General features: G+C 38.6%; 20 protein-coding genes and 1 other annotated feature. Of the genes, 6 read left to right on the top strand and 14 right to left on the bottom strand.

Annotated elements, in window-relative coordinates:
- Positions 1 to 17 precede the first annotated feature (17 nt).
- Together GHI45_RS00340 and GHI45_RS00335 are read right to left on the bottom strand one after the other, a co-directional pair.
- Positions 18 to 461, bottom strand: a complete 444-nt coding sequence (locus GHI45_RS00340) for a DUF5590 domain-containing protein (protein ID WP_147779172.1) — start codon at positions 459 to 461, stop codon at positions 18 to 20.
- A 126-nt stretch (positions 462 to 587) separates the two neighbouring features.
- Complete coding sequence (locus GHI45_RS00335) at positions 588 to 2,951, bottom strand: helicase C-terminal domain-containing protein (protein WP_147779171.1); 2,364 nt, start codon at positions 2,949 to 2,951, stop codon at positions 588 to 590.
- 194 nt (positions 2,952 to 3,145) lie between these two features.
- On the opposite strand from GHI45_RS00335, the gene GHI45_RS00330 reads away from it, so the two are divergent.
- Positions 3,146 to 3,583 (top strand): universal stress protein, encoded by a 438-nt coding sequence (locus GHI45_RS00330; protein ID WP_147779170.1) that lies wholly within the window; start codon positions 3,146 to 3,148, stop codon positions 3,581 to 3,583.
- A gap of 49 nt (positions 3,584 to 3,632) precedes the next feature.
- Here the strand turns inward: GHI45_RS00330 and GHI45_RS00325 are convergent, their stop codons facing one another.
- From GHI45_RS00325 to infC, 4 genes are all read right to left on the bottom strand, one after another.
- Complete coding sequence (locus GHI45_RS00325; RefSeq protein ID WP_147779169.1) at positions 3,633 to 5,369, bottom strand: bifunctional lysylphosphatidylglycerol flippase/synthetase MprF; 1,737 nt, start codon at positions 5,367 to 5,369, stop codon at positions 3,633 to 3,635.
- An 84-nt stretch (positions 5,370 to 5,453) separates the two neighbouring features.
- Positions 5,454 to 5,813, bottom strand: coding sequence for a 50S ribosomal protein L20 (rplT, locus tag GHI45_RS00320; protein ID WP_147779168.1), 360 nt, complete (start codon positions 5,811 to 5,813; stop codon positions 5,454 to 5,456).
- Positions 5,814 to 5,918: 105 nt separating this feature from the next.
- The gene (gene rpmI, locus GHI45_RS00315) at positions 5,919 to 6,119 is read right to left on the bottom strand and encodes a 50S ribosomal protein L35 (RefSeq protein WP_147779167.1); all 201 of its coding nucleotides are present in this window, start codon (positions 6,117 to 6,119) and stop codon (positions 5,919 to 5,921) included.
- A gap of 90 nt (positions 6,120 to 6,209) precedes the next feature.
- Positions 6,210 to 6,704 (bottom strand): translation initiation factor IF-3, encoded by a 495-nt coding sequence (infC, locus tag GHI45_RS00310; protein WP_222705830.1) that lies wholly within the window; start codon positions 6,702 to 6,704, stop codon positions 6,210 to 6,212.
- Positions 6,705 to 6,758: 54 nt separating this feature from the next.
- Positions 6,759 to 6,886: a sequence feature (ribosomal protein L20 leader region), on the bottom strand.
- 288 nt (positions 6,887 to 7,174) lie between these two features.
- On the opposite strand from infC, the gene GHI45_RS00305 reads away from it, so the two are divergent.
- A complete protein-coding gene (locus GHI45_RS00305; protein ID WP_147779165.1) occupies positions 7,175 to 7,693 on the top strand; it encodes a hypothetical protein in 519 nt (172 codons plus the stop codon).
- Positions 7,694 to 7,713: 20 nt separating this feature from the next.
- Here GHI45_RS00305 and GHI45_RS00300 read toward each other — a convergent pair whose 3' ends face one another.
- The 8 genes from GHI45_RS00300 to pnp all read right to left on the bottom strand — a co-directional run bounded on the left by GHI45_RS00300 (position 7,714) and on the right by pnp (position 16,776).
- Positions 7,714 to 8,400: an HAD family hydrolase gene (locus GHI45_RS00300; RefSeq protein WP_147779164.1), complete on the bottom strand. Its 687-nt coding sequence runs from the start codon at positions 8,398 to 8,400 to the stop codon at positions 7,714 to 7,716.
- 98 nt (positions 8,401 to 8,498) lie between these two features.
- Positions 8,499 to 10,376: a tRNA uridine-5-carboxymethylaminomethyl(34) synthesis enzyme MnmG gene (gene mnmG, locus GHI45_RS00295; RefSeq protein ID WP_147779163.1), complete on the bottom strand. Its 1,878-nt coding sequence runs from the start codon at positions 10,374 to 10,376 to the stop codon at positions 8,499 to 8,501.
- Between the two features lie 259 nt (positions 10,377 to 10,635).
- Positions 10,636 to 11,025, bottom strand: a complete 390-nt coding sequence (locus GHI45_RS00290; RefSeq protein ID WP_147779162.1) for a DUF1033 family protein — start codon at positions 11,023 to 11,025, stop codon at positions 10,636 to 10,638.
- Positions 11,026 to 11,093: 68 nt separating this feature from the next.
- Positions 11,094 to 11,486, bottom strand: a complete 393-nt coding sequence (locus tag GHI45_RS00285; protein WP_147779161.1) for a Mini-ribonuclease 3 — start codon at positions 11,484 to 11,486, stop codon at positions 11,094 to 11,096.
- Positions 11,479 to 12,837, bottom strand: a complete 1,359-nt coding sequence (cysS, locus tag GHI45_RS00280; protein ID WP_147779160.1) for a cysteine--tRNA ligase — start codon at positions 12,835 to 12,837, stop codon at positions 11,479 to 11,481. The genes GHI45_RS00285 and cysS overlap by 8 nt, the downstream gene beginning before the upstream one ends.
- Positions 12,838 to 12,943: 106 nt before the next feature.
- On the bottom strand, positions 12,944 to 13,543 hold the full coding sequence (cysE, locus tag GHI45_RS00275; protein ID WP_147779159.1) for a serine O-acetyltransferase: 600 nt from the start codon (positions 13,541 to 13,543) through the stop codon (positions 12,944 to 12,946).
- 114 nt (positions 13,544 to 13,657) lie between these two features.
- Entirely contained in the window at positions 13,658 to 14,431 is a 774-nt protein-coding gene (locus tag GHI45_RS00270; protein WP_147779158.1) for a hypothetical protein, read from the bottom strand.
- Between the two features lie 23 nt (positions 14,432 to 14,454).
- A complete protein-coding gene (pnp, locus tag GHI45_RS00265) occupies positions 14,455 to 16,776 on the bottom strand; it encodes a polyribonucleotide nucleotidyltransferase (RefSeq protein ID WP_147779157.1) in 2,322 nt (773 codons plus the stop codon).
- 354 nt (positions 16,777 to 17,130) lie between these two features.
- Here pnp and GHI45_RS00260 point away from each other — a divergent pair, with 354 nt between their 5' ends.
- The 4 genes from GHI45_RS00260 to GHI45_RS00245 all read left to right on the top strand — a co-directional run bounded on the left by GHI45_RS00260 (position 17,131) and on the right by GHI45_RS00245 (position 21,677).
- Positions 17,131 to 17,952, top strand: a complete 822-nt coding sequence (locus GHI45_RS00260; protein WP_147779156.1) for a phosphorylcholine transferase LicD — start codon at positions 17,131 to 17,133, stop codon at positions 17,950 to 17,952.
- Between the two features lie 170 nt (positions 17,953 to 18,122).
- Entirely contained in the window at positions 18,123 to 19,139 is a 1,017-nt protein-coding gene (locus tag GHI45_RS00255; protein ID WP_187231671.1) for a glycosyltransferase family 4 protein, read from the top strand.
- 29 nt (positions 19,140 to 19,168) lie between these two features.
- Positions 19,169 to 20,686, top strand: coding sequence for a lipopolysaccharide biosynthesis protein (locus tag GHI45_RS00250; RefSeq protein ID WP_147779154.1), 1,518 nt, complete (start codon positions 19,169 to 19,171; stop codon positions 20,684 to 20,686).
- Position 20,687: 1 nt separating this feature from the next.
- Positions 20,688 to 21,677 carry a glycosyltransferase family A protein gene (locus GHI45_RS00245; protein WP_147779153.1) on the top strand — a complete coding sequence of 330 codons (990 nt, stop codon included), beginning with the start codon at positions 20,688 to 20,690 and terminating at the stop codon, positions 21,675 to 21,677.
- Positions 21,678 to 21,724 lie beyond the last annotated feature (47 nt).

Here is a 21,724-nt window from a genome sequence, read left to right as displayed (position 1 = left end):
TTCTCCATCTTCGCTGTTTACATCAATTTTTTTCCACTTGTAAAGTCATAAACTTTGTAACCTGTTTGGTTATTGACTTGCCAAATGGGTTTGTTTTTATACAATCCTAAAACAATCGATGTTGTGGTACTTTCTTTCAAGCGTTCTGGCGAAATTCCTTTTGCCAAATCGACAACAACGAGGTCTTTATTGTCTTTGGGAATAATGACGCCAATTTCTTTGCCACTTTTATCCAGCCCAATGACAGAATAAGTGGTTTGATTTGTCGTCGCCATGCCATAGGCTTCTGGCGTTTTCAGGTCGGTATTTGCTTTAGCAATCGAAATCGCCTGTTGACGTGAATAGGTAAATGGATGAATGGCAGATCCAAAATAGAATGCCGTTGCCAAATAAATGGCGAGGACTACAGAAAGAATGCCGATTGTGACTTGTGCCGTCACACTCATTCTCCGCTTTCTCATTTGCCTTTCCTCTTTTCTTCGTTCTTTATATCTTCAAGATTTTATTTTGCCGCACATTTGGCTGCTTATCATTTCATCCTTTTCTTGCAAATAATCGTGCGCAAAGGATAAATTTATCATTCTCAATTATATCAAAAATTCCAGAATTTCGCTGATTGTTTCGCTGAAATTCAGCATTTTTAATGGAACTGCTTCAGATAAATTGCGCCGCATTTTGCTGGCGTAACTTTTTCCTGCAATCCGATTGTCTAAAACGACAACCACTGATTTTTGTTTGGCTTTCCGATTGACGCGTCCAAAGGCTTGTTTCATTTTGAGCGTCGCCATTGGCACATTAAATTCATAAAACGGATTGTCAAATTTTGAGGCATATTTTTTGGTCAAAATGTCATCAGGAGTTGAAAATGGCAATCTCGGTAAGACCAAAATCATCTTTTTCTGTTTTTCAAAATCGACACCTTCCCAGAAAGACCCCAGACCAAGTAAAATCTTACTCTCTCCTCGATCAAATTTTTTCTTAATCTGAGCGGCCGTTCCGTTGATATCTTGCGCCAAAATTCGCCAGCCATCCGCTGACAATTTTTCAGCTGTAAAGGTCAATGACATTTTCGATGTGAATAAAACGACGATGGGAAAGCCCAATTCGGCCATTTCTGAAATGGCTTCAGCCGTAAAATGTGCATAATCAATAACCGAAGTATTTTTCACATTTGGAGCATCTGAAACAGCAATCATTTCTTGATTTTTAGCCTGTTGCCCCTCGATTTTGTAAAAACGATAATCCGAAAAGCCAAGTAATTCTGGGAAAGAAGGATTGCTTTTACTGAGCGACAAAGTGGCACCAATCATGTAAATCTTGGTTTGACTGGGGATAAGTTGTGCAAAATTATAGAAATCATGATGACTAACAAAAAGCTGGTCATTTTCTTTCCACACGATTGGATTTTCCACATCTAAAAGTTCTGTCAGTGCTGACAGGCCTAATTCTTGAGCGTCCAATTTGATTTTTTCCACATCAAGTTCTTTTTTATTCAGTTGGAAGAGTAAACTTTCTTGAAGTCGTTTGACGAGTTGCGATTCTGAGCTGTCAATTTTGACCAATTCATCTGTAATGCGAAGGGATTTTTGATTCATTTTTTCCATGATTTGGAAAAGTTGTTGTGCCTCATCCACTACCAAGGTTCGATTTTCAATAAAATCTTCTGGATAATCCGCCAAACGTTCAATCAAATAGGCATGATTGACCACTTTTACATGCGCATGTTTCGCTTTTTCTTGGGCTTTTGGCCAAAATTCCTGCTCATAATGCATCTGGCTTTCACGCAAATTTCCATCGTAAGCAATGGCAGCCAAATAATCCTCGCTGGTCATCACTTTTGACAGCTCGTCTAGCTCGCCGGTGACCGTTTCGGTCAACCAAACCAAAACTTTCATTTTGAATAATTCAAAATTTTTCCCCCCGTCTGTTTCAAGCAAGAGCTGTGAAAATTTTTCAATGGAAATATAATTGTGATTGCCTACAATTTTTGCCAATTTGATCCCGAATTTTTTTGCCAAAACTGGTGCAACATCACGCATCAACTGATTTTGCAAAATTTTTGTCGGTGTGGACACAATCAATTTTTTGCCTTCTGCCAGCAATGGCAAGAGATAACCAAAAGTTTTCCCCATGCCCGTTGGTGCTTCAATAAAGTCCGTTTGTGGATAAGTCAGTGATTGTGTCATGTATCGAGCCAATTCTTGCTGCTTTTCACGTGCATTTAATCCGATAACTGCCATGTTTTCCACAAAATCTGTTGAAAGTACTGTTGATTTCTTCTTTCTGACTTTCATGGAACGCAATTTTTTTGTCGCAATATTGTGGATAAGTACGAAACCACCCGGTTTATAACGGGTGAATTCAACCTGTTCCAATAAAAAATCAGACGTTTCATATAGCAAATCTTCTGAATGTTGGACGATTTCCACAAGGACACGTCTTGGCAATCTGCGCACGCGTTCTTGAATTTTTAGCAAGAGCTCTGCAGTTGCGTAAGCGTCAGACATGGCTGCATGAGGGTGGTCATGCGTTAATTTCAATTTTTCGCCTAAGGCTTCCATGCCGTATTTTTCAAAGGTCGGGAAAAAGATACGTGCCAATTCGACCGTATCAATCCGAGGCATTGAAAAATCCATTTCCAACTGTTGAAAACTTTTTTCCAATAAACTGTAATCAAACTTGGCATTGTGTGCGACAAAAACACAGCCAGACAATAAAGCTGCTACTTCATCCGCTACCTGCTCAAAATCAGGTGCTTTTTTCAAGCGTTTATCCGATAAACCGGTCAACTCATGAATGCGGGGCAGCAAAGGCTCGTGCGGGTTGACGTCGGTCGTGTAGGTATCGACAATTTCTCCCTGCTCAACAAAAGCAATTCCAATCTGTATTATTTTATTCTCAGAACTATGAGCATCGGTTGCTTCCAAATCGACCACAGCATATCGAGTCATTTCTTTTTACCTTATTTCTTAGGAAAGTGAATTTCCTCTAGTATTTTTTCCAACATAAAAGATATTTTTCATGTATGGAACTCCAATTTAATTATACCATAATACAGAAATGAAACAGTTTTCATTTTACAAATCATGAAAATTAGAGTAAAATTAAATTATAAAAAGAATAAATTCTCACAAAGGAGTCGCTTATGTTAGATAATTATAAAAAAATCCTTGTTGGACTTGATGGTTCAGTAGAATCTACAAAAGCATTTGATAAAGCTGTCGCAACAGCACTCCGCAATGATGCAGAATTGGTCATTGCCAATGTCATTGATTTACGTGCTTTTCAATCTATCTCAGCTTACGATACTGTCGTGGCTGATGACACTCACAAAGGTGCCGAAAACCTCATTCGCGATTTCGCTGATGAAGCTCGCGCAGCTGGTGTCACAAAAATCAAAACACGCGTTGAATTTGGTTCACCAAAAGTAATGCTTGGTCAAACCCTTCCTAAAGAAGAAAACGTTGACCTTCTTGTTCTTGGTGCAACTGGTCTCTCTTACATTGAACGGATTTTCATTGGTTCAGTTGCTGATTATATCATCAAAAACGCACCATGTGACGTCCTTGTTGTCCGTAAATAATAAAATAAGTATTAAAAAAACTTCTGTCAGTACTGACAGAAGTTTTATTTTAACCTTCACCACGAATTTTCAATTTTTCAAGAATCATCTTATTGATCCCTTTTGGATTTTGGGCTTTAATCATGGCGTAAGCATAATTTGGACCAAAGGTCTTGGGTGAAATAGCAATGTATCTGGGTTGCCAATCTGTTGGTGCCCATTTTTTCTTGGCTTGATAAAGCCCTTTGAAGCCATACATGCCATTGAGATTTTCATAAACAAATTGGAAAAGTTGATTGGTGATACTCTTATCATCTGTATCAATATTTGCCAAAGGACAGAGACCGAGATTGCCCCAATGTGCGCCTTCATCTGCCATTTTTTCAAAGGCATGAGCAAAGATAATTTCCATTGCACCATTTTGTGCAGCATCGCGACGACGGGTAACGTCTGCCATGTAGCCCGTTCCTTGTGCATAAGGCACAAAGATAATGAATGCTTGCATCTGACCTTCTGCATTTTCAGAATAGAAATAACGACGCTCCATCGGATTATCAAGTGACAAACCACCGAGCATGAAGCCCATTTCAGCGCCTTTTCCTTTCATCCATTCGTTAGAAATCGATGTAATCTCGCGTTCAATGTCCAAATCTCGTTTGACTGTTGGTTCATATTCTTTGACAACCAGTCCTGCTTTTTTAGCATGATTCACGTTTGAGCGGGTTTTCGCTCTGGCTTTTCCTGCCATGCTAAAGCCATTTGACAAATCAATACAAGCATCTTCACCAATCTTAATCATCCCAAAATCAAGCGTTTCATAAGCAGTTTGATAATTGTCTGTGATGTCCACAAACATCATTTTCCAGTTGTTTTTATAAGCAAAGCGACGAATTTCTGATAAAAATGCCACCGCATCTTCTTTGGCACATACGAAGTCACCACAGATTACCATGATGTTATTAACCATGACATAAGCCACCACACCTTCGACCATTTCGCCATAATAATAATGTTTGTCTGGCATCATCATCATGTAATCCATCGGATTTTTCCCCAAGCGATTGACCATATCAAGCGTTTTTTTCCGTTCAAGCGAGCTTACAAATGGATTATAAACCAAAGGTTTTAGAACCATGATTGCTGCAATGACGATACAAACCCAACTGACAACAATCAAGGAAAGCGCAAAGAGATGAATGTCCGTATTATATTTATAAAGATGCGTATCCATCAAAAAGAGGAATTTCAAAGAGTCGTTAAAACTCATAACCGCATTGTGCGAACCTTGATAATCGTCACTCAAGATACTCAGCGATAAAATAGTATTGAACAGAGCAACTCCTATTGGAACAATAGCAACAATCAAGCCACGTTTCAAGCTCAAACGTTCAGACGAACGACTGTAATCCTTGTATGTTGATCCCAAAACAATCAAAATAAAGGCTGACACGATTGAGCCGAGTGAAAAGAGCCGTCCTGTCGTTACCAGATGAAGGCCGAACAAGACAGATTGGGTCATCATGGCAATAATCCAAGCTGATCTTACATATCTAAAAAGATTGAAACTGACTAAAATCCCAATAAATCCAAGAACAAAAGCCAAAATAAAATGGGTATCCAAACCAAAGGGTGCCACAAATTTATAATAGCTCATAGTCCGTGTATAACCAAAAGGATGAACACGCCAGATATAAAGTCCAATCATATTACTCAAACTCAGCAAAAACATCAAAGTCATTGCAATGTTTTGCAAAATAGACTTAATTCGCTTCATTTTGTCATTTATCATAATTTTTTCATTTTTCATAAAATAATCTTAACATATTATTTTAAAAATACCTAGTGTCTGAAGATATTTTTTATAAAAAAAAAGCCCGAGGGCTTTTTTTTCTTATTTAGCAAGCGCAGCTTTAGCAGCATCTGCAAGAACTGTAAATGCAGCAGCATCTGAAACAGCCAATTCTGCAAGCATTTTACGGTTGATGTCGATTTCAGCTAATTTCAAACCGTGCATCATTTTGCTGTATGAAAGACCATTCATACGAGCAGCTGCATTGATACGAGCAATCCACAATTTACGGAAGTCGCGTTTCTTTTGACGACGATCGCGGAATGCGTAGTAGTATGAGTTCATGACTTGTTCATGAGCTGTCTTGAAGAGCTTATGTTTTGCTCCATAATATCCTTTAGCGAGTTTTAAAACGCGTTTACGACGCGCACGAGTTGCAACGCTACCTTTAACACGAGCCATTTGTGTTTCTCCTTTATTTCTTAGAAATTCTTATTCTGTCAGTACTGACAGCTTATTTTTCAGTTTGTCTGATTGTTGAAAATGAAAGTTAATCTAACAGAAAGATTATTTCATTCCTACAAGCATACGTTTGATGCGTTTGAAGTCTGATTTAGAAACCATTGAAGCTTTACGCAATTGACGACGTTGTTTTACAGTCTTACCGTGCATACGGTGAGAAGTGTAAGCGCGGAAGCGTTTAAGTCCGCCTGAACCTGTGCGTTTGAAACGTTTAGCAGACGCGCGGTGAGTTTTTTGTTTTGGCATTTTATTTTCTCCTTAATTAAAAGTTAGGGTTAACACCCTTTTTGATTGGCGTCAATTGCCAGTTCATTGCCTTAAGCTTACTTTTTGCTCTTATTTTTTAATAGGAGCGAGTTGCAAGAACATTTGACGACCATCCATTTTGGCACGTTGTTCAACAACAGCAACATCTTTTGTTGCTTGTGCGAACTTGTCCATGACTTGACGACCCACATCTTGGTGAGTAATCATCCGACCTTTAAATCGGATTGAAACCTTAACCTTATTTCCTTTTTCAAGGAACTTAATGGCTTGACGAAGTTTTGTGTCAAAGTCGTTTTGGTCAATCACTGGTGATAGACGAACTTCTTTAACTTCAACAACGGCTTGTTTAGCCTTTTGTTCTTTCAACTTCTTCTTTTGTTGGAACATGAATTTTGTATAATCCATGATTTTCGCAACAGGTGGTTCTTGATTTGAAATCAAGACCAAATCCATGTTAAGAGCTTCTGCTTGTGCGAGAGCTTCACCAGTTGGTGTAACACCAAGTTGTTCACCCTCAGCACCAATGAGACGTACCTCACGAGCACGGATTGCACCGTTCATCATAGGTTTTCTATTGTCTTGTTTAGCTATGTTCGTTCTCCTTCTATAAATAATATTTAAGAAAAACAAAAGCGGAACGACAATCTCGCCCCGCTCATGAAAACATTCGTTTTTGTGAATAATTCCATTCGTTTGCCCAGGGCTATAACCTCTAAGGCGAGAAGCGGGTGCCTCTGCTTTTCAACTTTACCAGTATATCACAATTTCAACCCGCTTGTCAAGCATTCACCTTTTTAAAATCACGATTTTAATTTTTTAGCTCTTCATTTGTATTTCATTCTTTAAAATGAGAATTAAATGATAAAATAATTAAAAAATAATAATTAAGGACACACTATGAAGACACACACGCTTATTCTCTGCAACAGCTCCCGCCAAATTTCTTGCGCCACTTATTCTCTTTTTGAGGTCAATCAAGACAAAACGCTAACGCCACTCCCAGCTCATCAGCCAGAAAACCAGAAAGGAAACTTATGAACTATTACGAACTTGAATCTCTTTCAAGCAATATCTCTAAAAGTAAAAACTGGTCTCCCCATCGAAAAAATATGTACGGCCAAAAAATACTGCACAGTTTCCACTTGCCTAAAGCCCATCATCGAAGTTCTCGCATCCGCTTTATTCCTCTAGTTACACAGGTTATTGAGCAACTCATCTATCTCGAAAATTTAACTGTTCAAAAAACTGAAATCATTAGTAAAACAGTTGCCTTTCAAACACGCATTCCTCAAAAATTGTTGATAAAAGGAAAAGAAAATGCAGGGATTTTTCATATTTTACATGAAAATTGTTGGCTAGAAAGACTTGACAATGACTATCAAAACATCGTTCTTGTAGTCACTGGTCAACTCGCTGGCGAATTTTCATTTTTTAGTCAAGACGCAGACGGTTTGAAACTTCATCGTTTGAATTTTAATAATGTTGGCATTTTTGACCTTAGTTTTCTACAAAATGCTTCACTTTATCTACCAACATTGGCATTAAAACTATAAAAAAAGGCCCTCGGGTCTTTTTATCTTCTTGCTTCTAGGGCGTCCAGAAAAGCATCCAGACTTTCGAATTCATAATCAGCCTCTGTATGATAAGCTTCCCCAATAAAAACCGTTGTCATGCCCAAGCGATTGGCTGGCCTAATGTCATTGATGACAGTATCACCTACCATCATTGTTTCTTCTGCTTCAAATTGCTCTGCCTCTAACAACATGGTGAATGCCGCTAGATCTGGTTTTTGAATGCCCATTTCTTCTGAAATATAAACGGGAAAAAGATTTTCAAAACCAAATTGGCGGATTTTTTCACGTTGTTCCCAACTGTCCCCGTTGCTTAAAATCGCAATAGAATAATGCTTCGAAAGTTTTTTTATTCGTTCAACTAATCGCTCGTCTGTTTTGATTTCTTCAATCAACGCCGTCAAATAAATGTCAAAAAAATTCTTGATAAATAATTCTTTGTATGGAATTTTAAAATAATCTAGCACTAACCGAACACGTTCTTCACGGCCAAATGCAACAGAAATTTTACCATCATGAATTTCTTCCCAAATCTCATGGTCAAATATGATGTATTGCGCCATAAAATCATCGATGGAAAGGTCATCAAATGCGAGTAATTCAAGGAAAATCCGTCGGTGCGCACTTTCCCAATATTTTTTCAAAGGGAACAAGGTGTTGTCCCAATCAAAAATGATGTTTTTAATCATGTTCCCTTCACTTTCTAATTTTTTTCTAATTTTATTCTATCAATATTATTTCATTTTTTCAAACCAAAAAGCCCTGCAAGACGCAAGGCTTTATATTCTTAATGTGCTTCAAGGTAAACCATCAAAATGCTGATGTCAGCAGGATTAACCCCCGAAATACGACTGGCTTGCCCAAGCGTTTCTGGATTGATCTTCTTGAATTTTTGACGTGCTTCTGTCGCAATCGAATCCAAAAGATCCCAATCCATATTTTTAGGGATTTTCTTTTCTTCCAAGCGGTGCATTTTTTCCACTTGTTCCATTGCCTTCTTGATATAGCCCGCATAGGTCACTTCTGTTTCGATCAGTTCAATCACTGTGCGGTCGATTTCCTTAGGTGCTGGCCCGATAAAATCAACAATATCTTGATAATGTACTTCTGGACGTTTCAAGAAATCAGCAGCCGTAAAGGCGTCTTTAATTGGACTAAAGCCCATCATGCCTAATTTTTCTTGTGTTTCAGGAATGGGTTTGATTTTCTCAGTTTTCAAACGATCCATTTCTGTATGGAATTCATCCATTTTAGCTTGGAAAACAGCCCAACGTTCATCATCAACCAAGCCTTTTTCACGGCCAATCGCTGTCAGACGAACATCAGCGTTGTCATGACGCAAAATCAAGCGGTATTCCGCACGAGAAGTCAGTAAGCGATAAGGTTCAACTGTTCCTTTTGTCACCAAATCGTCAATCATCACGCCGATGTATGCTTCACTGCGCTTCAAAATCATTTCAGGTTTACCCAAAACTTTAAGCGCGGCGTTCATTCCTGCAACGAGTCCTTGACCCGCAGCTTCTTCATAACCAGATGTCCCGTTGGTTTGACCGGCTGTAAATAATCCTGAAATCAATTTTGTTTCCAAGGTTGGTCGAAGTTGATGTGGGAAAATCATATCATATTCAATGGCATAGCCTGTTCTCATCATTTGGACATTTTCAAGTCCTGGAATCGTTTTTAATGCTGCAAATTGAACATCTTCTGGCATTGAAGTTGAGAAACCACCCACATAAATTTCTTCCGTATTTCTTCCTTCTGGTTCAAGGAAAAGTTGATGACGAGGTTTATCAGCAAAACGTGTGATTTTATCTTCAATCGATGGGCAATAACGAGGACCAACGCCCTTCACAATTCCTGAGAACAAAGGGGCGCGGTAAAGATTATCACGCAAAATTTCGTGGGTTTCTGCTGCCGTGTAGGTCAAATAACATGGCACTTGGTCTTTGAGATAATCTTCATCTTTAGACAAATAGCTAAAATGATTTGGTTTTTCATCGCCAGGTTGAATTTCTGTTTTTGAATAATCAATAGAACTTTTCAATACGCGAGGTGGTGTTCCTGTTTTGAAACGTCCGATTTCAAAACCAAGATTACGCAAATTATCTGCCAAACCGATTGATGGAATCGAATTATTTGGGCCTGAGCTGTATTTCAAGTCCCCGATGATAATTTCACCACGTAAGGCGGTCCCTGTCGTTACAATGATGGCTTTCGCCCCGTAAAAAGTACCTGTTTGAGTTCTGACACCGATGACTTTTGTTTTTTCATCGTCAGTCAAAATTTCTTCAACCATTCCTTGACGGAGGGTCAAATTTTCTTGGCGTTCAACTGTCCGTTTCATCTCATCAGAATAAAGTTGCTTGTCAGCTTGCGCACGCAAGGCACGAACGGCTGGGCCTTTTCCTGTATTCAACATTTTCATTTGAATATAAGTTTTGTCAATGTTGCGTCCCATTTCGCCACCTAAGGCATCGATTTCACGAACGACAACGCCCTTTGCAGAACCACCTACTGATGGATTACAAGGCATAAAGGCAACCATATTCAAATTGATTGTAAGCAGAAGCGTCTTTGTTCCCATACGTGCTGCTGCCAAAGCTGCTTCGACACCGGCATGACCTGCACCTATGACAATGACGTCAAATTCATCTTGAAATTGCATTTTTTCTCCAATAACATTATTTTTATAAATCATGTTCACCAGTTTTTGGCAAACAAAAAAGCCAAGCCAGTGAAAAATACGTACTCTGACATTTTTTATACGTCAAAAAAGCACATATTTTCCCGAGCTTTGACCATCGAGTTTTTATGATATTGTTATTTTAACTCATTTGAAGTCATTTTTCAAGAAATTCTTTTCAATTTATTAGCTTTGCCATATTTTAGACAACAAAAAAAGCATCACGCGATGTCTTTTTCAGTCAGAATAATAGCTCGTCGGGAAATTCTTCAAATTTGTTGTGACAATATTTGTCAGGTAAGTTGCCTGATGCAAGTTGATAGGCTTTATTTTTCTTGTCGTTAGGAAGTTGATGCCAGTCCTCTAAAAGTGCGAGTCCGTGATATTTTTGTTGAAAATCATCGCATTCTTCACACCAGATTTGGTCTTTTGGCTCCCAAAATGCGGAAAGTAAATCTGCTTGACTCTTGAATTCGGGAAATGAAGCGGCCATTTCCAACCATCGACTTTTATAAGCGCTAAGCGCTTTTGAAAAACTTTCAAAAACCTCGATGGAGATGATGTCATCTTGCCATCCTTCAAAGAACCACCAAGGTTCCTCGGTTCCTTCCATACTTATTACTCTATACATATTTTCTCTTTTCACTAGCCTTTTCTCTATATTCTAGCGAAAAAATCCAGCTTTTGAAACTAATCTGCTCACGCTTCAACTTGAGAAAGACAAAATTGCCAGAATTTTTCCAATCTTTCAGTTTGGTGCGTCAGATGAAGAATACCAACAACAGCTTCAAATCCTGTCGAAATACGATAAGTAACGACATCCGTATTTTTTGCCGTTGTCTTACTGTGTGCATTTCGTCCACGCTTGAAATAAAGCAGTTCATCTTCTGTCAGAAATGACTGCTCATCCATGGCAGTAATAATTGCTGCTTGTGCCTTGGCAGACACAAATTTTGTTGCTGTTCGTTGCAACTGAGCCGGTTTCGTAATCCCAGTTGACAAGAGATAATCTCTGACAAATACCTCATATACTGCGTCGCCGATATAGGCTAATGCAATGCCGTTTAATAATTTAGCTTGGCTTTCATTCACGATGCCATCTTACCCCATCTTTCGTATCTTCAAGAACAATTCCCTTCGCCTTCAATGCGTCACGAATTTGGTCTGATTTGGCAAAATCACGCGCTGCACGCGCCGCTTGTCTTTCTTCAATCAATCCTTCGATTTCACCATCTAAATCAGCTTCATCTGCAAAGTGAAGTCCCAAAATTTCTAAAACATCATCGAAAAATTGCCTTACTTGGCTACCACCATTGCCTTTATTGACCCAACTGATGAAATCATAAAAGACTGTCAAAGCATTGGCAACATTAAAATCATCGTCCATGGCTTCCATGAAACTTGTTTTATAAGTCATCAGTTCTGACAAAGCTTCGTCTGTCATTTCGTCCGTGCTGACAAGGTTACGATAAGCATTTTCAAGCTTTTTAACGTTATTTTCAGCATCAAGGAGAGCCTCGTCTGTGAAATTGAGTGGTCTGCGATAATGCGTTGTAGCAAGGAAAAAGCGTAAATGATTGGCTGGTACCAGCTTCAATAGGTCATGCACGGTTGTAAAATTGCCCAATGATTTAGACATTTTTTCGCCGTCAACATTGACAAAACCATTGTGCATCCAGTAATTGGCAAATTTTTGTCCTGTCTTCGCTTCAGATTGTGCAATTTCGTTGGTATGATGAGGGAATTCTAAATCAGCCCCTCCACCATGAATATCAATGGTGTCTCCAAGCAGGCTGGTGGACATCACTGAACATTCAATATGCCAGCCTGGACGTCCCTCGCCCCAAGGCGAACGCCATGACACTTCTCCTGTTTTAGCAGATTTCCAAAGGGCAAAATCTGCTGACGATTCTTTACGCTGCGTTTCTTCGTCAGTTCTGCCAGAAGCTCCCTCAATCAATTCTTCCAAATTTTTATTTGCCAATTTAGCATAATCGTGAGCTTTTGCCACGCGAAAATAAACATCGCCTGAAGCTTCATAGGCATAGCCCGTATCAATAAGTACAGCAATAAAATCAATCATTGCATCAATATATTGACTGGCTTTCGGATTGGTTGTGGCATGTTTGACGCCAAGCGCATCAATGTCTTCAAAAAAAGCAGCAATATAGCGTTCCGAAAATTCCTTGGTTGACAAATGTTCAGCATTTGCACCCTTGATAATTTTGTCATCCACATCTGTAAAATTCGAAACGTAATTCACATCAAAACCACGGTATTCGAGATAACGCCGAATCACATCAAAAGCGACAACACTGCGTGCATTGCCGATATGAATATAATTGTAAACCGTTGGCCCACAAACATACATGCCAATTTTTCCTGCCTGAAGTGGTTTGAATTCTTCCAGTTGGCGTGACATGGTATTATAAATTTTTATCATTGTTCTTCACTTTCTGTCATTTTAGACTGTCAGTGCAAATAACCTCTGTTCAGGCTCTGTCAGCGCTGACGAATTGCATTGCTTTCGTATAAGACGACACGCAATGTCACAAGTGTGACGAGTGATAGCTGGCCTCACGTTTTTCCTCAAGGGTCAGTATCTTTTCTTCGTCTTTTTTTCCATTAATCCGAACGACTTTGGCTGGAATGCCGACAACCGTTACATCAGCAGGAACATCCGTTACGACAACGGCACTGGCTCCAACTTTTGCATTTTCGCCAATGACGATTGGCCCTAAAAGCTGTGAATGAGCCGAAATCAATGCGCCCTTGCGAACGGTGGGATGGCGTTTACCGACATCTTTTCCTGTCCCACCTAGCGTAACTCCATGATACAATTTCACATCGGTTTCAACTTCAGCTGTTTCGCCAATCACTAAGCCTGAGCCATGGTCAATAAAAACACCGTTGGCAATTTTTGCCCCTGGATGAATTTCAATCTGCGTCAAAAAACGCCAAAATTGTGAGTGCATTCTTGCCAGCAATTTAAAATTATGTAGCCAAAGCCAATGGGAAACGCGATGAGCCGCAAGTGCCTTCAGCCCTGGATAAGTCAAAATTATTTCAATCGCTGTCCGAGCGGCCGGGTCATTTTCACGTGTCACACGAATGCCTTCACGCCAAAAACCCTTCTGTTCTTTTTTCATTTTTACCTAACTTTATTTTATAATTTTCTTCAATGCACATCCGTACATTTTCAGACAAAAAATACTTATAGTCAATTATACCATAAGTATCTTTCTGAGTTAAATCCTTAGGGCTTAGTCGATTTCTTCCCAAGTCATCAAGGTTTTTTCGTATTCATCAATCGAGCTATCCAACGGATTGATAGTCACACCCAAGCTATTGGCAAAGATTGAATTGCCATCTTTTGGATGGCGAAGTTCATCTAAACCAATCGCAAAAACCTGTCCCCCGTTTTCTCTAAATGGGTCTCTGAAATAAGCTTCATTGTACCAGGTTGCAAAGCTATTGAGGTTATCAAATACAGGAATAAAATCTCTGCCGTCCGCTGATGTCAAGCTAGCAAAGGCACGTTTAATATGGCCTTCGGCATTTTGACGAAGAAACATTGGCACAAGATAAGTCCTATCCATTCTGTCAGCACTGACATTTTTAGGATCCAGAATGACATTCAAAATCTCAGTATAATAACCTAAAAATTCAAGCAAGGCTTTCTTGTCAAAGTAAGCCGTATTTCCATTTGAAGGATCTGACGAGAGCTTTGGATTAAAGGCTACAGATTCAATATCTGTCGCCATCAGAGCCGTTAAAACATCACGCATGGGACGCAGTTCCCACTCCGTTTCCACATTGGTCAATGCTTTTTCAAACACCGCCAAATCAGCTTCTGTCGTAAACATTGGCAAGGTTTTATGCTCATCAATTTCAAAATAGAAAATTTTCGTTGGCACTAAAATCGGAAATGCCTGCATGGCATAGACAAATGAAATGTCCTCCAAAAATTGACCTTGATTTTCTAATGAAAGCACCAATTTATCATTTAGCTCTGGGTTAATATCGTATTTACTCATATCTTTTTGTGCCGCTTTTCTAATTATTCAGGTTTTGTTGTTGAAAGTTCTGGGAATTCTTCATCATAAACAGCAGCTTTCGTTTCTGCTGGACGTTCACGACGTTCAAATTTTTGCTGTGGCGCTTGATTTTTTCTTGGCTCACGACGGTCGTTGTTAAATTTACGGTCAGTTCTAGCGCCATTTCGTTTGTCGCCGTTATCTCTACGTTCACGCGGCTTGCGTTCAGGTTCGACATAACCTTCTGGTTTTTCAATCAAAGCACGCATTGAGGCATCAACACGGCCCTTGTCATCAATTTTCATGACTTTAACCTTGACAAGATCGCCCAATTTGACAACATCTTCAACCTTATTTGTTCTGCTCCAAGCCAGCTCCGAAATATGAACCATGGCATCTTGTTTGCCAAACAAATTGACAAAGGCGCCAAAGTTTTCAATGCGAACCACTTTCGCATCATAAACTTCACCAACTTTTGCTTCACGAATCAATTCATTGATCAAAGCTTTCGCACGGTTAATCGCATCCAAATTATTTGAGAAAATGGCAACATTTCCTTCTTCATCAATATCAATTTGAACATGTGTTTCGTCAATGATGGCATTAATATTTTCGCCACCTTTACCGATAACCACTTTGATTTTATCCACATCAATTTTCATTGCTTCAATTTTAGGAGCAGATGGTGCCAATTCCAAACGTGGTGCAGGAATTGTAGCCTCAATCACATCCAAAATTTGCATGCGAGCCACTTTCGCTTGCGCCAAAGCTTCCGTTAAAATCTCAGGCGTAATCCCTTGGATTTTAATGTCCATTTGAAGTGCGGTAATTCCCTCACGTGTCCCAGCCACTTTAAAGTCCATGTCGCCAAAGTGGTCTTCAAGCCCTTGAATATCGGTCAAAATTGTATAATCAGAGCCATCGGAAATCAAACCCATTGCAATCCCAGCAACGGGTGCCTTGATTGGCACGCCCCCCGCCATCAATGCAAGTGTCCCTGCACAAATTGACGCCTGTGAACTTGATCCATTTGATTCCAAAACTTCGGCTACCAAACGAATGGCATAAGGAAATTCTTCAAGACTTGGTAAAACTTGTGCCAAGGCACGTTCGCCAAGCGCACCATGTCCAATTTCGCGACGACCTGGTGCACCGTAGCGTCCTGTTTCGCCGACCGAATATTGAGGGAAATTATAATGGTGCATGAACCGTTTCTTATATTCAAAATCAAGTCCATCAACAATCTGAGCATCTCCCATTGGTGCAAGTGTCAGTGTTGACAAGGCTTGCGTTTGCCCACGCGTAAACAAGCCAGAACCATGCGTAATCGTATTTGGCGTAAAGTCCACTTCAGCTTCCAACTGACGAATTTCATCGATTTGACGGCCATCAGGACGAACCTTTTCTTCAATAATCAAACGACGGACTTCGGCATGTTCCATTTGTTCCAAAATCTCAGCCACATCACGTAAAATTGTTTCCAAGTTTTCTGCATCAGCATAGCTTTCTTCAAACTCAGCCAAGGCACGTTCTTTCACAGCTTTCGTTTCAGCTTCACGAACGACTTTGTCAGCATTTTTAACCGCAATTTTCAAGTCAGAATTATAACGCGCACGCACAACAACAGCCAAGGAAGCATCAACTTGAAGCAATTCGACCTCTGTTTTTTGTTTTCCAACAGCAAGTACAATCCGCTTTTGGAATTCAATCAGTTGTTTCACCGCTTCATGTCCAGCCAAAAGGGCACCTAACATAACTTCTTCTGATAATTCTTTAGCACCCGATTCCACCATATTAATGGCTTTTTCAGTACCAGCAACGGACAGTTCAAGTGCTGATAATGCTTTTTGTTCCTTCGTTGGATTGATGATATATTGCCCATCAAGATAAGCCACCTCAACACCAGCGATTGGCCCATCAAAAGGAATGTCAGAGATGGCAATACTCAGTGATGAACCTAGCATTGCTGACATCCGAGGTGTTGCATCTTCATCATAGGATAAAACCGTATTGATGACTTGAACTTCGTTGCGGAAGCCCTCTGCAAACATGGGACGAATTGGACGGTCAATCAAACGAGCCGTCAACGTTTCATCTGTTGAAGGACGACTTTCACGCTTCATAAAGCCGCCAGGGAATTTACCCGCAGCATACATTTTTTCAGTATAATTGACCGTTAAAGGAAAGAAATCTCCCTTAGCAAGTCCACCCATAGTCGCTGCGGTCAAGACAGTCGTATCTCCATAACGGACAACGACAGCACCATTTGCTTGCTTGGCAACTTGACCTGTTTCCACTGTCAAAGTACGACCAGCAAATTCCATTGAAAATGTTTCTTTTGACATTTTTTCTCCAAACTTTTGTTTTTTTGTGAGGCCATAAAAATGGCTTTTTTTTAACTCAGTTTATCGCAGTATGATTCTATACAAAAATCAGTTTTCAGCTCTAAAACAATCGCCTTATGATATAAAAACTCATTTTTGTCTAGAACGGCATACCCCCATATTATACTACAATTTGCCAAAGATTAAAAAAAAATATTAAAAAATGTTCGGTTTACCTTAGTGTATTCTATTGAATAAATCTTTAAATTTTGATATAGTAAAAGTAAAAACAAGAAAAAATAGCTTTTCAGATGAATAGCTATTACTTTTTGTAAAAAATGCGTATTTTTTATTTTGCGTCTAAGGACTAAGAAAATGAAACAAATTAAAAACGAAGAACTTAAATCAATCCAACTAGAAATGATTCATTATATTGATCAAGTTTGTCGTAAAAACAAGATTGAATACTCAATCAGTGCTGGAACTTTGCTGGGTGCTGTAAAATATCAAGGATATATCCCTTGGGATGATGATATTGACATCATGCTGACACGATCCAATTATGAAAAGCTCATCACACTATTATTGGCACAAAAGCCCGAAAAATTTTCACTTTTACATTATAAAGAACGTCCCACCTATTTACCGATGGCAAAACTTTATAATAATCAAACCTTTTTCACAAGTACATTGGATAACCTCAATAGTGGAACAGGTGTATTTATTGATATTTTCCCTGTTGACCAGCTTCCAAACGACCAACGAGAGGGCGAACGTTTCAAAAAAGAGATTCGTCGCGAAGTCACTCATTTAACAGCTTCAAGACATGGACTTGCCTATGCCAGTTCTGAAAAACTTCTCTATGCCATCATCAAATCAGTACTTTGGCTGCCCTCTCATCTGCGCTATCTGGGAAAAAACAGCATGTTGGCCGAAAAAGTTGATTTGCACATGCAAAAATACAACGGTTCCGATGGTATTTATTGCAACTACGTTTTTTCACCACCAAAACATATGGCCTACTTTGATAAAAGCATTTTTGCACATTATGAAGACATTCAGTTTGAAGAACTTGTCTTAAGAAAAATCGTCGATCACGAGCCTTTTTTGGTCGAGCTCTACGGAAATTGGAAATCACTCCCAAAATCGAATAAAATAAGAAACCATAGTTATTATCATTGGTACTGGAAAGAATGATGAAAAAAGTAAACATTATCGGCTATCTTGACAAATCTTATCCTAATAAAAGAAACATCATTAATTGCTCTGAACACTATCGCTATAAGCAAGTTCGTAGCCTTAATGACTTTTTTAAAGGCTTCTTTATTATAGCTAGAAAATTTAAAATTTCTTTTTCATGGTACAAAATGAGAAAATATTTTTATCTTTTTTGTGACTTCAATCTCAATCAACATTTTAAACAAGTTGACCTCATTCATTTTTTCAATACCATCAATCTTGGGAAGACCCCATCAGTAATTAGCTTTGAGGGGACACTTCCCATTTATCATGTCATAGATGATCCTAAAAAAATCAACATAAGCAATTTCAAAAAGGTTGATAAGGCATTGAAATATCTTGCTTCACCCTCTTGTCATAAAATCATTGCCATTTCAAATTATGCCTACCAGCTTCAAGAAGAACTTCTAAATCAATTTCCTGAAAGAAAGGAAGCCATTTTAAATAAAATGACTGTGCTTTATCCTCCTCAAAAACTTTTAATCCAAGATTTGAGTGAAAAAACCACATCTGCTTCAATCAATTTTGTCTTTGCTGGGCGTAATTTCTACCGCAAGGGAGGCTACGAAACAGTAAAAGCTTTTGTCAAACTGACTGAACACTATCCAGATAAGCTGCCATTCACACTCCATCTTGTCGGTGATTTATCCCTATCAAATGACGAAACGTCAGCATATAACAACAGGCACGAAGATGAAATAAGACAGTTGATTAAAGAAAATGAGTGGATAAAACATGATACTCAGCTTGAAAATGCACAATTATTAGCACTATTTAAGGCGAGTCAAGTCGGGCTTCTTCCCACATCAAAAGATACTTTTGGTTACTCTGTTCTAGAAATGCAGGCAAGTGGCTGTCCTGTCATCACAACCGACATCCAAGCCCTTTCTGAAATCAATGATAATCGTCGTGGTTGGCTCATCAACATGCCACAAACAAGGCTCCGACATGCGCTAAATGAAACAAAAACAGAACAACTCCAATGGTCAGAAAGCTTGCAAGTGCAACTTGAAGCCGTGCTCTTAAATCTTCTAAATCATCCAGAAGAAATCACTGAAAAAGCCACTCGTGCCTTGTGCTATATTGACGAAATACATTCACCTGCCAAATATGGACAGGCTTTAGATCAAATTTACCAACTCTAAATGAGCTAAACTCAGCGAGGAAGGATATTATGCGTTTAATCAATTCTCTTAAAAATATGACTTCTTCATTTGTGCAAGTCATTCTGACGACACTTCTTGGATTTATTGTCCGAAGTGTCTTTATCAAGTCACTTGGAATTGACTATCAAGGACTAAACGGACTATTTTCTAGTATCTTATTCATGCTTTCCATTGCGGAATTAGGGATTGGCTCTGCCATTATCTTTAACATGTATCCATTCATTACAGCCAAAGATACCGAAGCTATCAAGTCCTTGATGAACTTTTACCGCAAATGCTATCTCGCCGTTGCTGGTATTGTAACTGCGATTGGTTTGATCATTCTTCCTTTCTTGCATTTCTTCAGCAATTTCCATGGCATATCTGAGAATGTCTATCTGCTCTATCTGCTGTATTTATCCAGTACTGTTGCCACCTATTTATTTAGTTATAAACGTTCGATTTTATTTGCCGATCAAAAGAATTATCTGCTCAACATGGCAGACATGATCACCAATATCCTGATGAACCTGGTCTATTTGATCGTCTTACTGGTGTTCCACAGTTTTGTTTTTTACTTGCTGACCACACTTATTTTTAACATTTTAGAAAACCTTTGTCTCAATCATTTCATCAACAAACGTTATCCTTATTTGAAAGATAAGGATGCAAAACCGATTGATCGCAGCCTTTTAAAAAAATTCCAAAAGCAAATCTATGGTATGCTCTATCATAACATTGGAAATTTTGTTGTTTTTGGAACAGATAGCATGATTATTACCAAATTTTTAGGTCTCAAAACAATGGGGATTTATTCCAATTACTTACTCATCACCAACAGTATCGGAAGTCTTTTAAATGCCATTATTTCTGGTTTAACTGCTTCCGTAGGAGATTTATTGACTGAAAAAAATCCGAAAAAATCGTTCGAAGTTTATAAAAATATTTCGTTTATGAATTTTTGGCTTTATTCTTTCGCTTCTATCGGAATTTATATCGTCATGCAACCCTTTATGAAACTTTGGGTGGGACAGAAATTTCTTCTTTCTCAGCTTGTTCTTCTCTTCATTGTCCTCAATTTTTATGTCCAAGGCATGCGAAAACCAATCCAAGTTTTCCAAAGTGCTTCAGGGATTTTCTATGAAAATCGCCATATCCCTGTCATTGAAATGATTGTTAATCTAGTCTTGTCCCTTATCTTTGTTCAATTCTTCGGACTTGAAGGGATATTATTTGGGACTTTGATTTCGACAATGATTTTATATGCCTACAGTTTCCCTAAATATATTTATCATCCTGTTTTTAAAGAAAAAAATTCAAAATATGTTCGTGAACAAGCCCGCTATCTTCTTTTATTCCTCTTCACGTTGGAAATTTCTCAGTTGATCAGTGCTTCTGCAACAGCGGGACTTAATAGCTGGCTGTCATTTTTGATCAATCTTATCATCAGCCTCGTCGTGCCGAATTTAATTTTCTTCTTAATTTTTAGAAAAACAAAAGAATTAAAATATTTTAGAGGTCTCCTCTTAAATTTCATAAGGAGATGAGATGTTTTCAATTATCGTACCTATCTATAATATGCAAGATTATCTTAATCAATGTATTCAATCCATCTTAAATCAAACGTTTGAAGATTTCGAACTTCTCTTGATCAATGACGGCTCTACCGATGACTCACTTTCCATTTGCCAGAGCTATCATGACCCTAGAATTAAACTCTTGACTCAAGCAAATAAGGGCGTCTCTGCTGCCCGCAATTTAGGGCTTGAGCAGATGACCAGAAAGTATGTGATTTTCATTGACCCAGATGACTATGTGGATCAAAATCATCTTCTAAACTTGGCACAAGCACTCAAAACTAATCAATTTTCTTTTCTTTTTAACGAATTCTTTTTTGAAAAAGAAGGGATCAATACAGCAACACACTTTGGAAAGAGTGAAAAAAATCAGCAGATTGGTCTCAAAAAAACTTTTGAATATTGCAGTCATGGGATGGGATTTTTAGGTGTCCTGTTTAATAAGGCTTTCCAGACAGCGCCGATTAAAACTGCACAGCTTCGTTTTGATGAACAAATTCATCAGAGAGAAGACCGTTTGTTTTGTCTTGATTATCTATTGACCGTCAAAGATGAAAATCCCGACGCTCAAGCCATTATTCTTGACCAACCCACTTATCATTATGTCAGTCGAAAGAACAGTCAAATGAACCAAATCAACGCCAAAACATTTTCAGCACTTTTGGCACAAGCACAGATTGAAGAAAAAACTGATTTGCTTTCTGACAATATTCAACGATGGAATAAGAACAAAAGAATCACAGAAAATCTTTATCTACACCATTATGCAATGCAGCACCCAGAAGTTTATGAACAACTATCACCTAAGCTTTTGCAAATGCTCAAGCAAAACATCACGCGCCTACTCGATTTCTCAGTTCAGACTTATGCCTATTTATTGATAACGCGAACGATTGATTTCAAGCAAAAACTCAGGCTCATCAAAATATTTCATACAATCAAAAAAAGTAATCGCAATTAGGCGATTACTTTTTAAATATCAAAGGAAAATAAAAGTTGAAAAGTTGA

This window comes from Lactococcus sp. dk101 (genome assembly GCF_009601055.1).
GTDB lineage: Bacteria > Bacillota > Bacilli > Lactobacillales > Streptococcaceae > Lactococcus.
The sequence above is the reverse complement of the archived record's forward strand: the minus strand, read 5'-3'. Positions and strand labels throughout refer to the sequence as shown.

Coding starts and splice junctions, on each gene's coding strand:
- GHI45_RS00270 (WP_147779158.1), bottom strand. CDS start 14,431: ATGAGTAAATACGATATTAACCCAGAGCTAAATGATAAATTGGTGCTT.
- rpmI (WP_147779167.1), bottom strand. CDS start 6,119: ATGCCAAAACAAAAAACTCACCGCGCGTCTGCTAAACGTTTCAAACGC.
- GHI45_RS00330 (WP_147779170.1), top strand. CDS start 3,146: ATGTTAGATAATTATAAAAAAATCCTTGTTGGACTTGATGGTTCAGTA.
- pnp (WP_147779157.1), bottom strand. CDS start 16,776: ATGTCAAAAGAAACATTTTCAATGGAATTTGCTGGTCGTACTTTGACA.
- GHI45_RS00300 (WP_147779164.1), bottom strand. CDS start 8,400: ATGATTAAAAACATCATTTTTGATTGGGACAACACCTTGTTCCCTTTG.
- GHI45_RS00245 (WP_147779153.1), top strand. CDS start 20,688: ATGTTTTCAATTATCGTACCTATCTATAATATGCAAGATTATCTTAAT.
- GHI45_RS00325 (WP_147779169.1), bottom strand. CDS start 5,369: ATGAAAAATGAAAAAATTATGATAAATGACAAAATGAAGCGAATTAAG.
- GHI45_RS00340 (WP_147779172.1), bottom strand. CDS start 461: ATGAGAAAGCGGAGAATGAGTGTGACGGCACAAGTCACAATCGGCATT.
- rplT (WP_147779168.1), bottom strand. CDS start 5,813: ATGGCTCGTGTTAAAGGTAGCGTTGCAACTCGTGCGCGTCGTAAACGC.
- cysE (WP_147779159.1), bottom strand. CDS start 13,543: ATGAAAAAAGAACAGAAGGGTTTTTGGCGTGAAGGCATTCGTGTGACA.
- GHI45_RS00290 (WP_147779162.1), bottom strand. CDS start 11,025: ATGTATAGAGTAATAAGTATGGAAGGAACCGAGGAACCTTGGTGGTTC.
- GHI45_RS00260 (WP_147779156.1), top strand. CDS start 17,131: ATGAAACAAATTAAAAACGAAGAACTTAAATCAATCCAACTAGAAATG.
- GHI45_RS00250 (WP_147779154.1), top strand. CDS start 19,169: ATGCGTTTAATCAATTCTCTTAAAAATATGACTTCTTCATTTGTGCAA.
- cysS (WP_147779160.1), bottom strand. CDS start 12,837: ATGATAAAAATTTATAATACCATGTCACGCCAACTGGAAGAATTCAAA.
- GHI45_RS00335 (WP_147779171.1), bottom strand. CDS start 2,951: ATGACTCGATATGCTGTGGTCGATTTGGAAGCAACCGATGCTCATAGT.
- GHI45_RS00305 (WP_147779165.1), top strand. CDS start 7,175: ATGAACTATTACGAACTTGAATCTCTTTCAAGCAATATCTCTAAAAGT.
- mnmG (WP_147779163.1), bottom strand. CDS start 10,376: ATGCAATTTCAAGATGAATTTGACGTCATTGTCATAGGTGCAGGTCAT.
- GHI45_RS00255 (WP_187231671.1), top strand. CDS start 18,123: ATGAGAAAATATTTTTATCTTTTTTGTGACTTCAATCTCAATCAACAT.
- infC (WP_222705830.1), bottom strand. CDS start 6,704: ATGATGAACGGTGCAATCCGTGCTCGTGAGGTACGTCTCATTGGTGCT.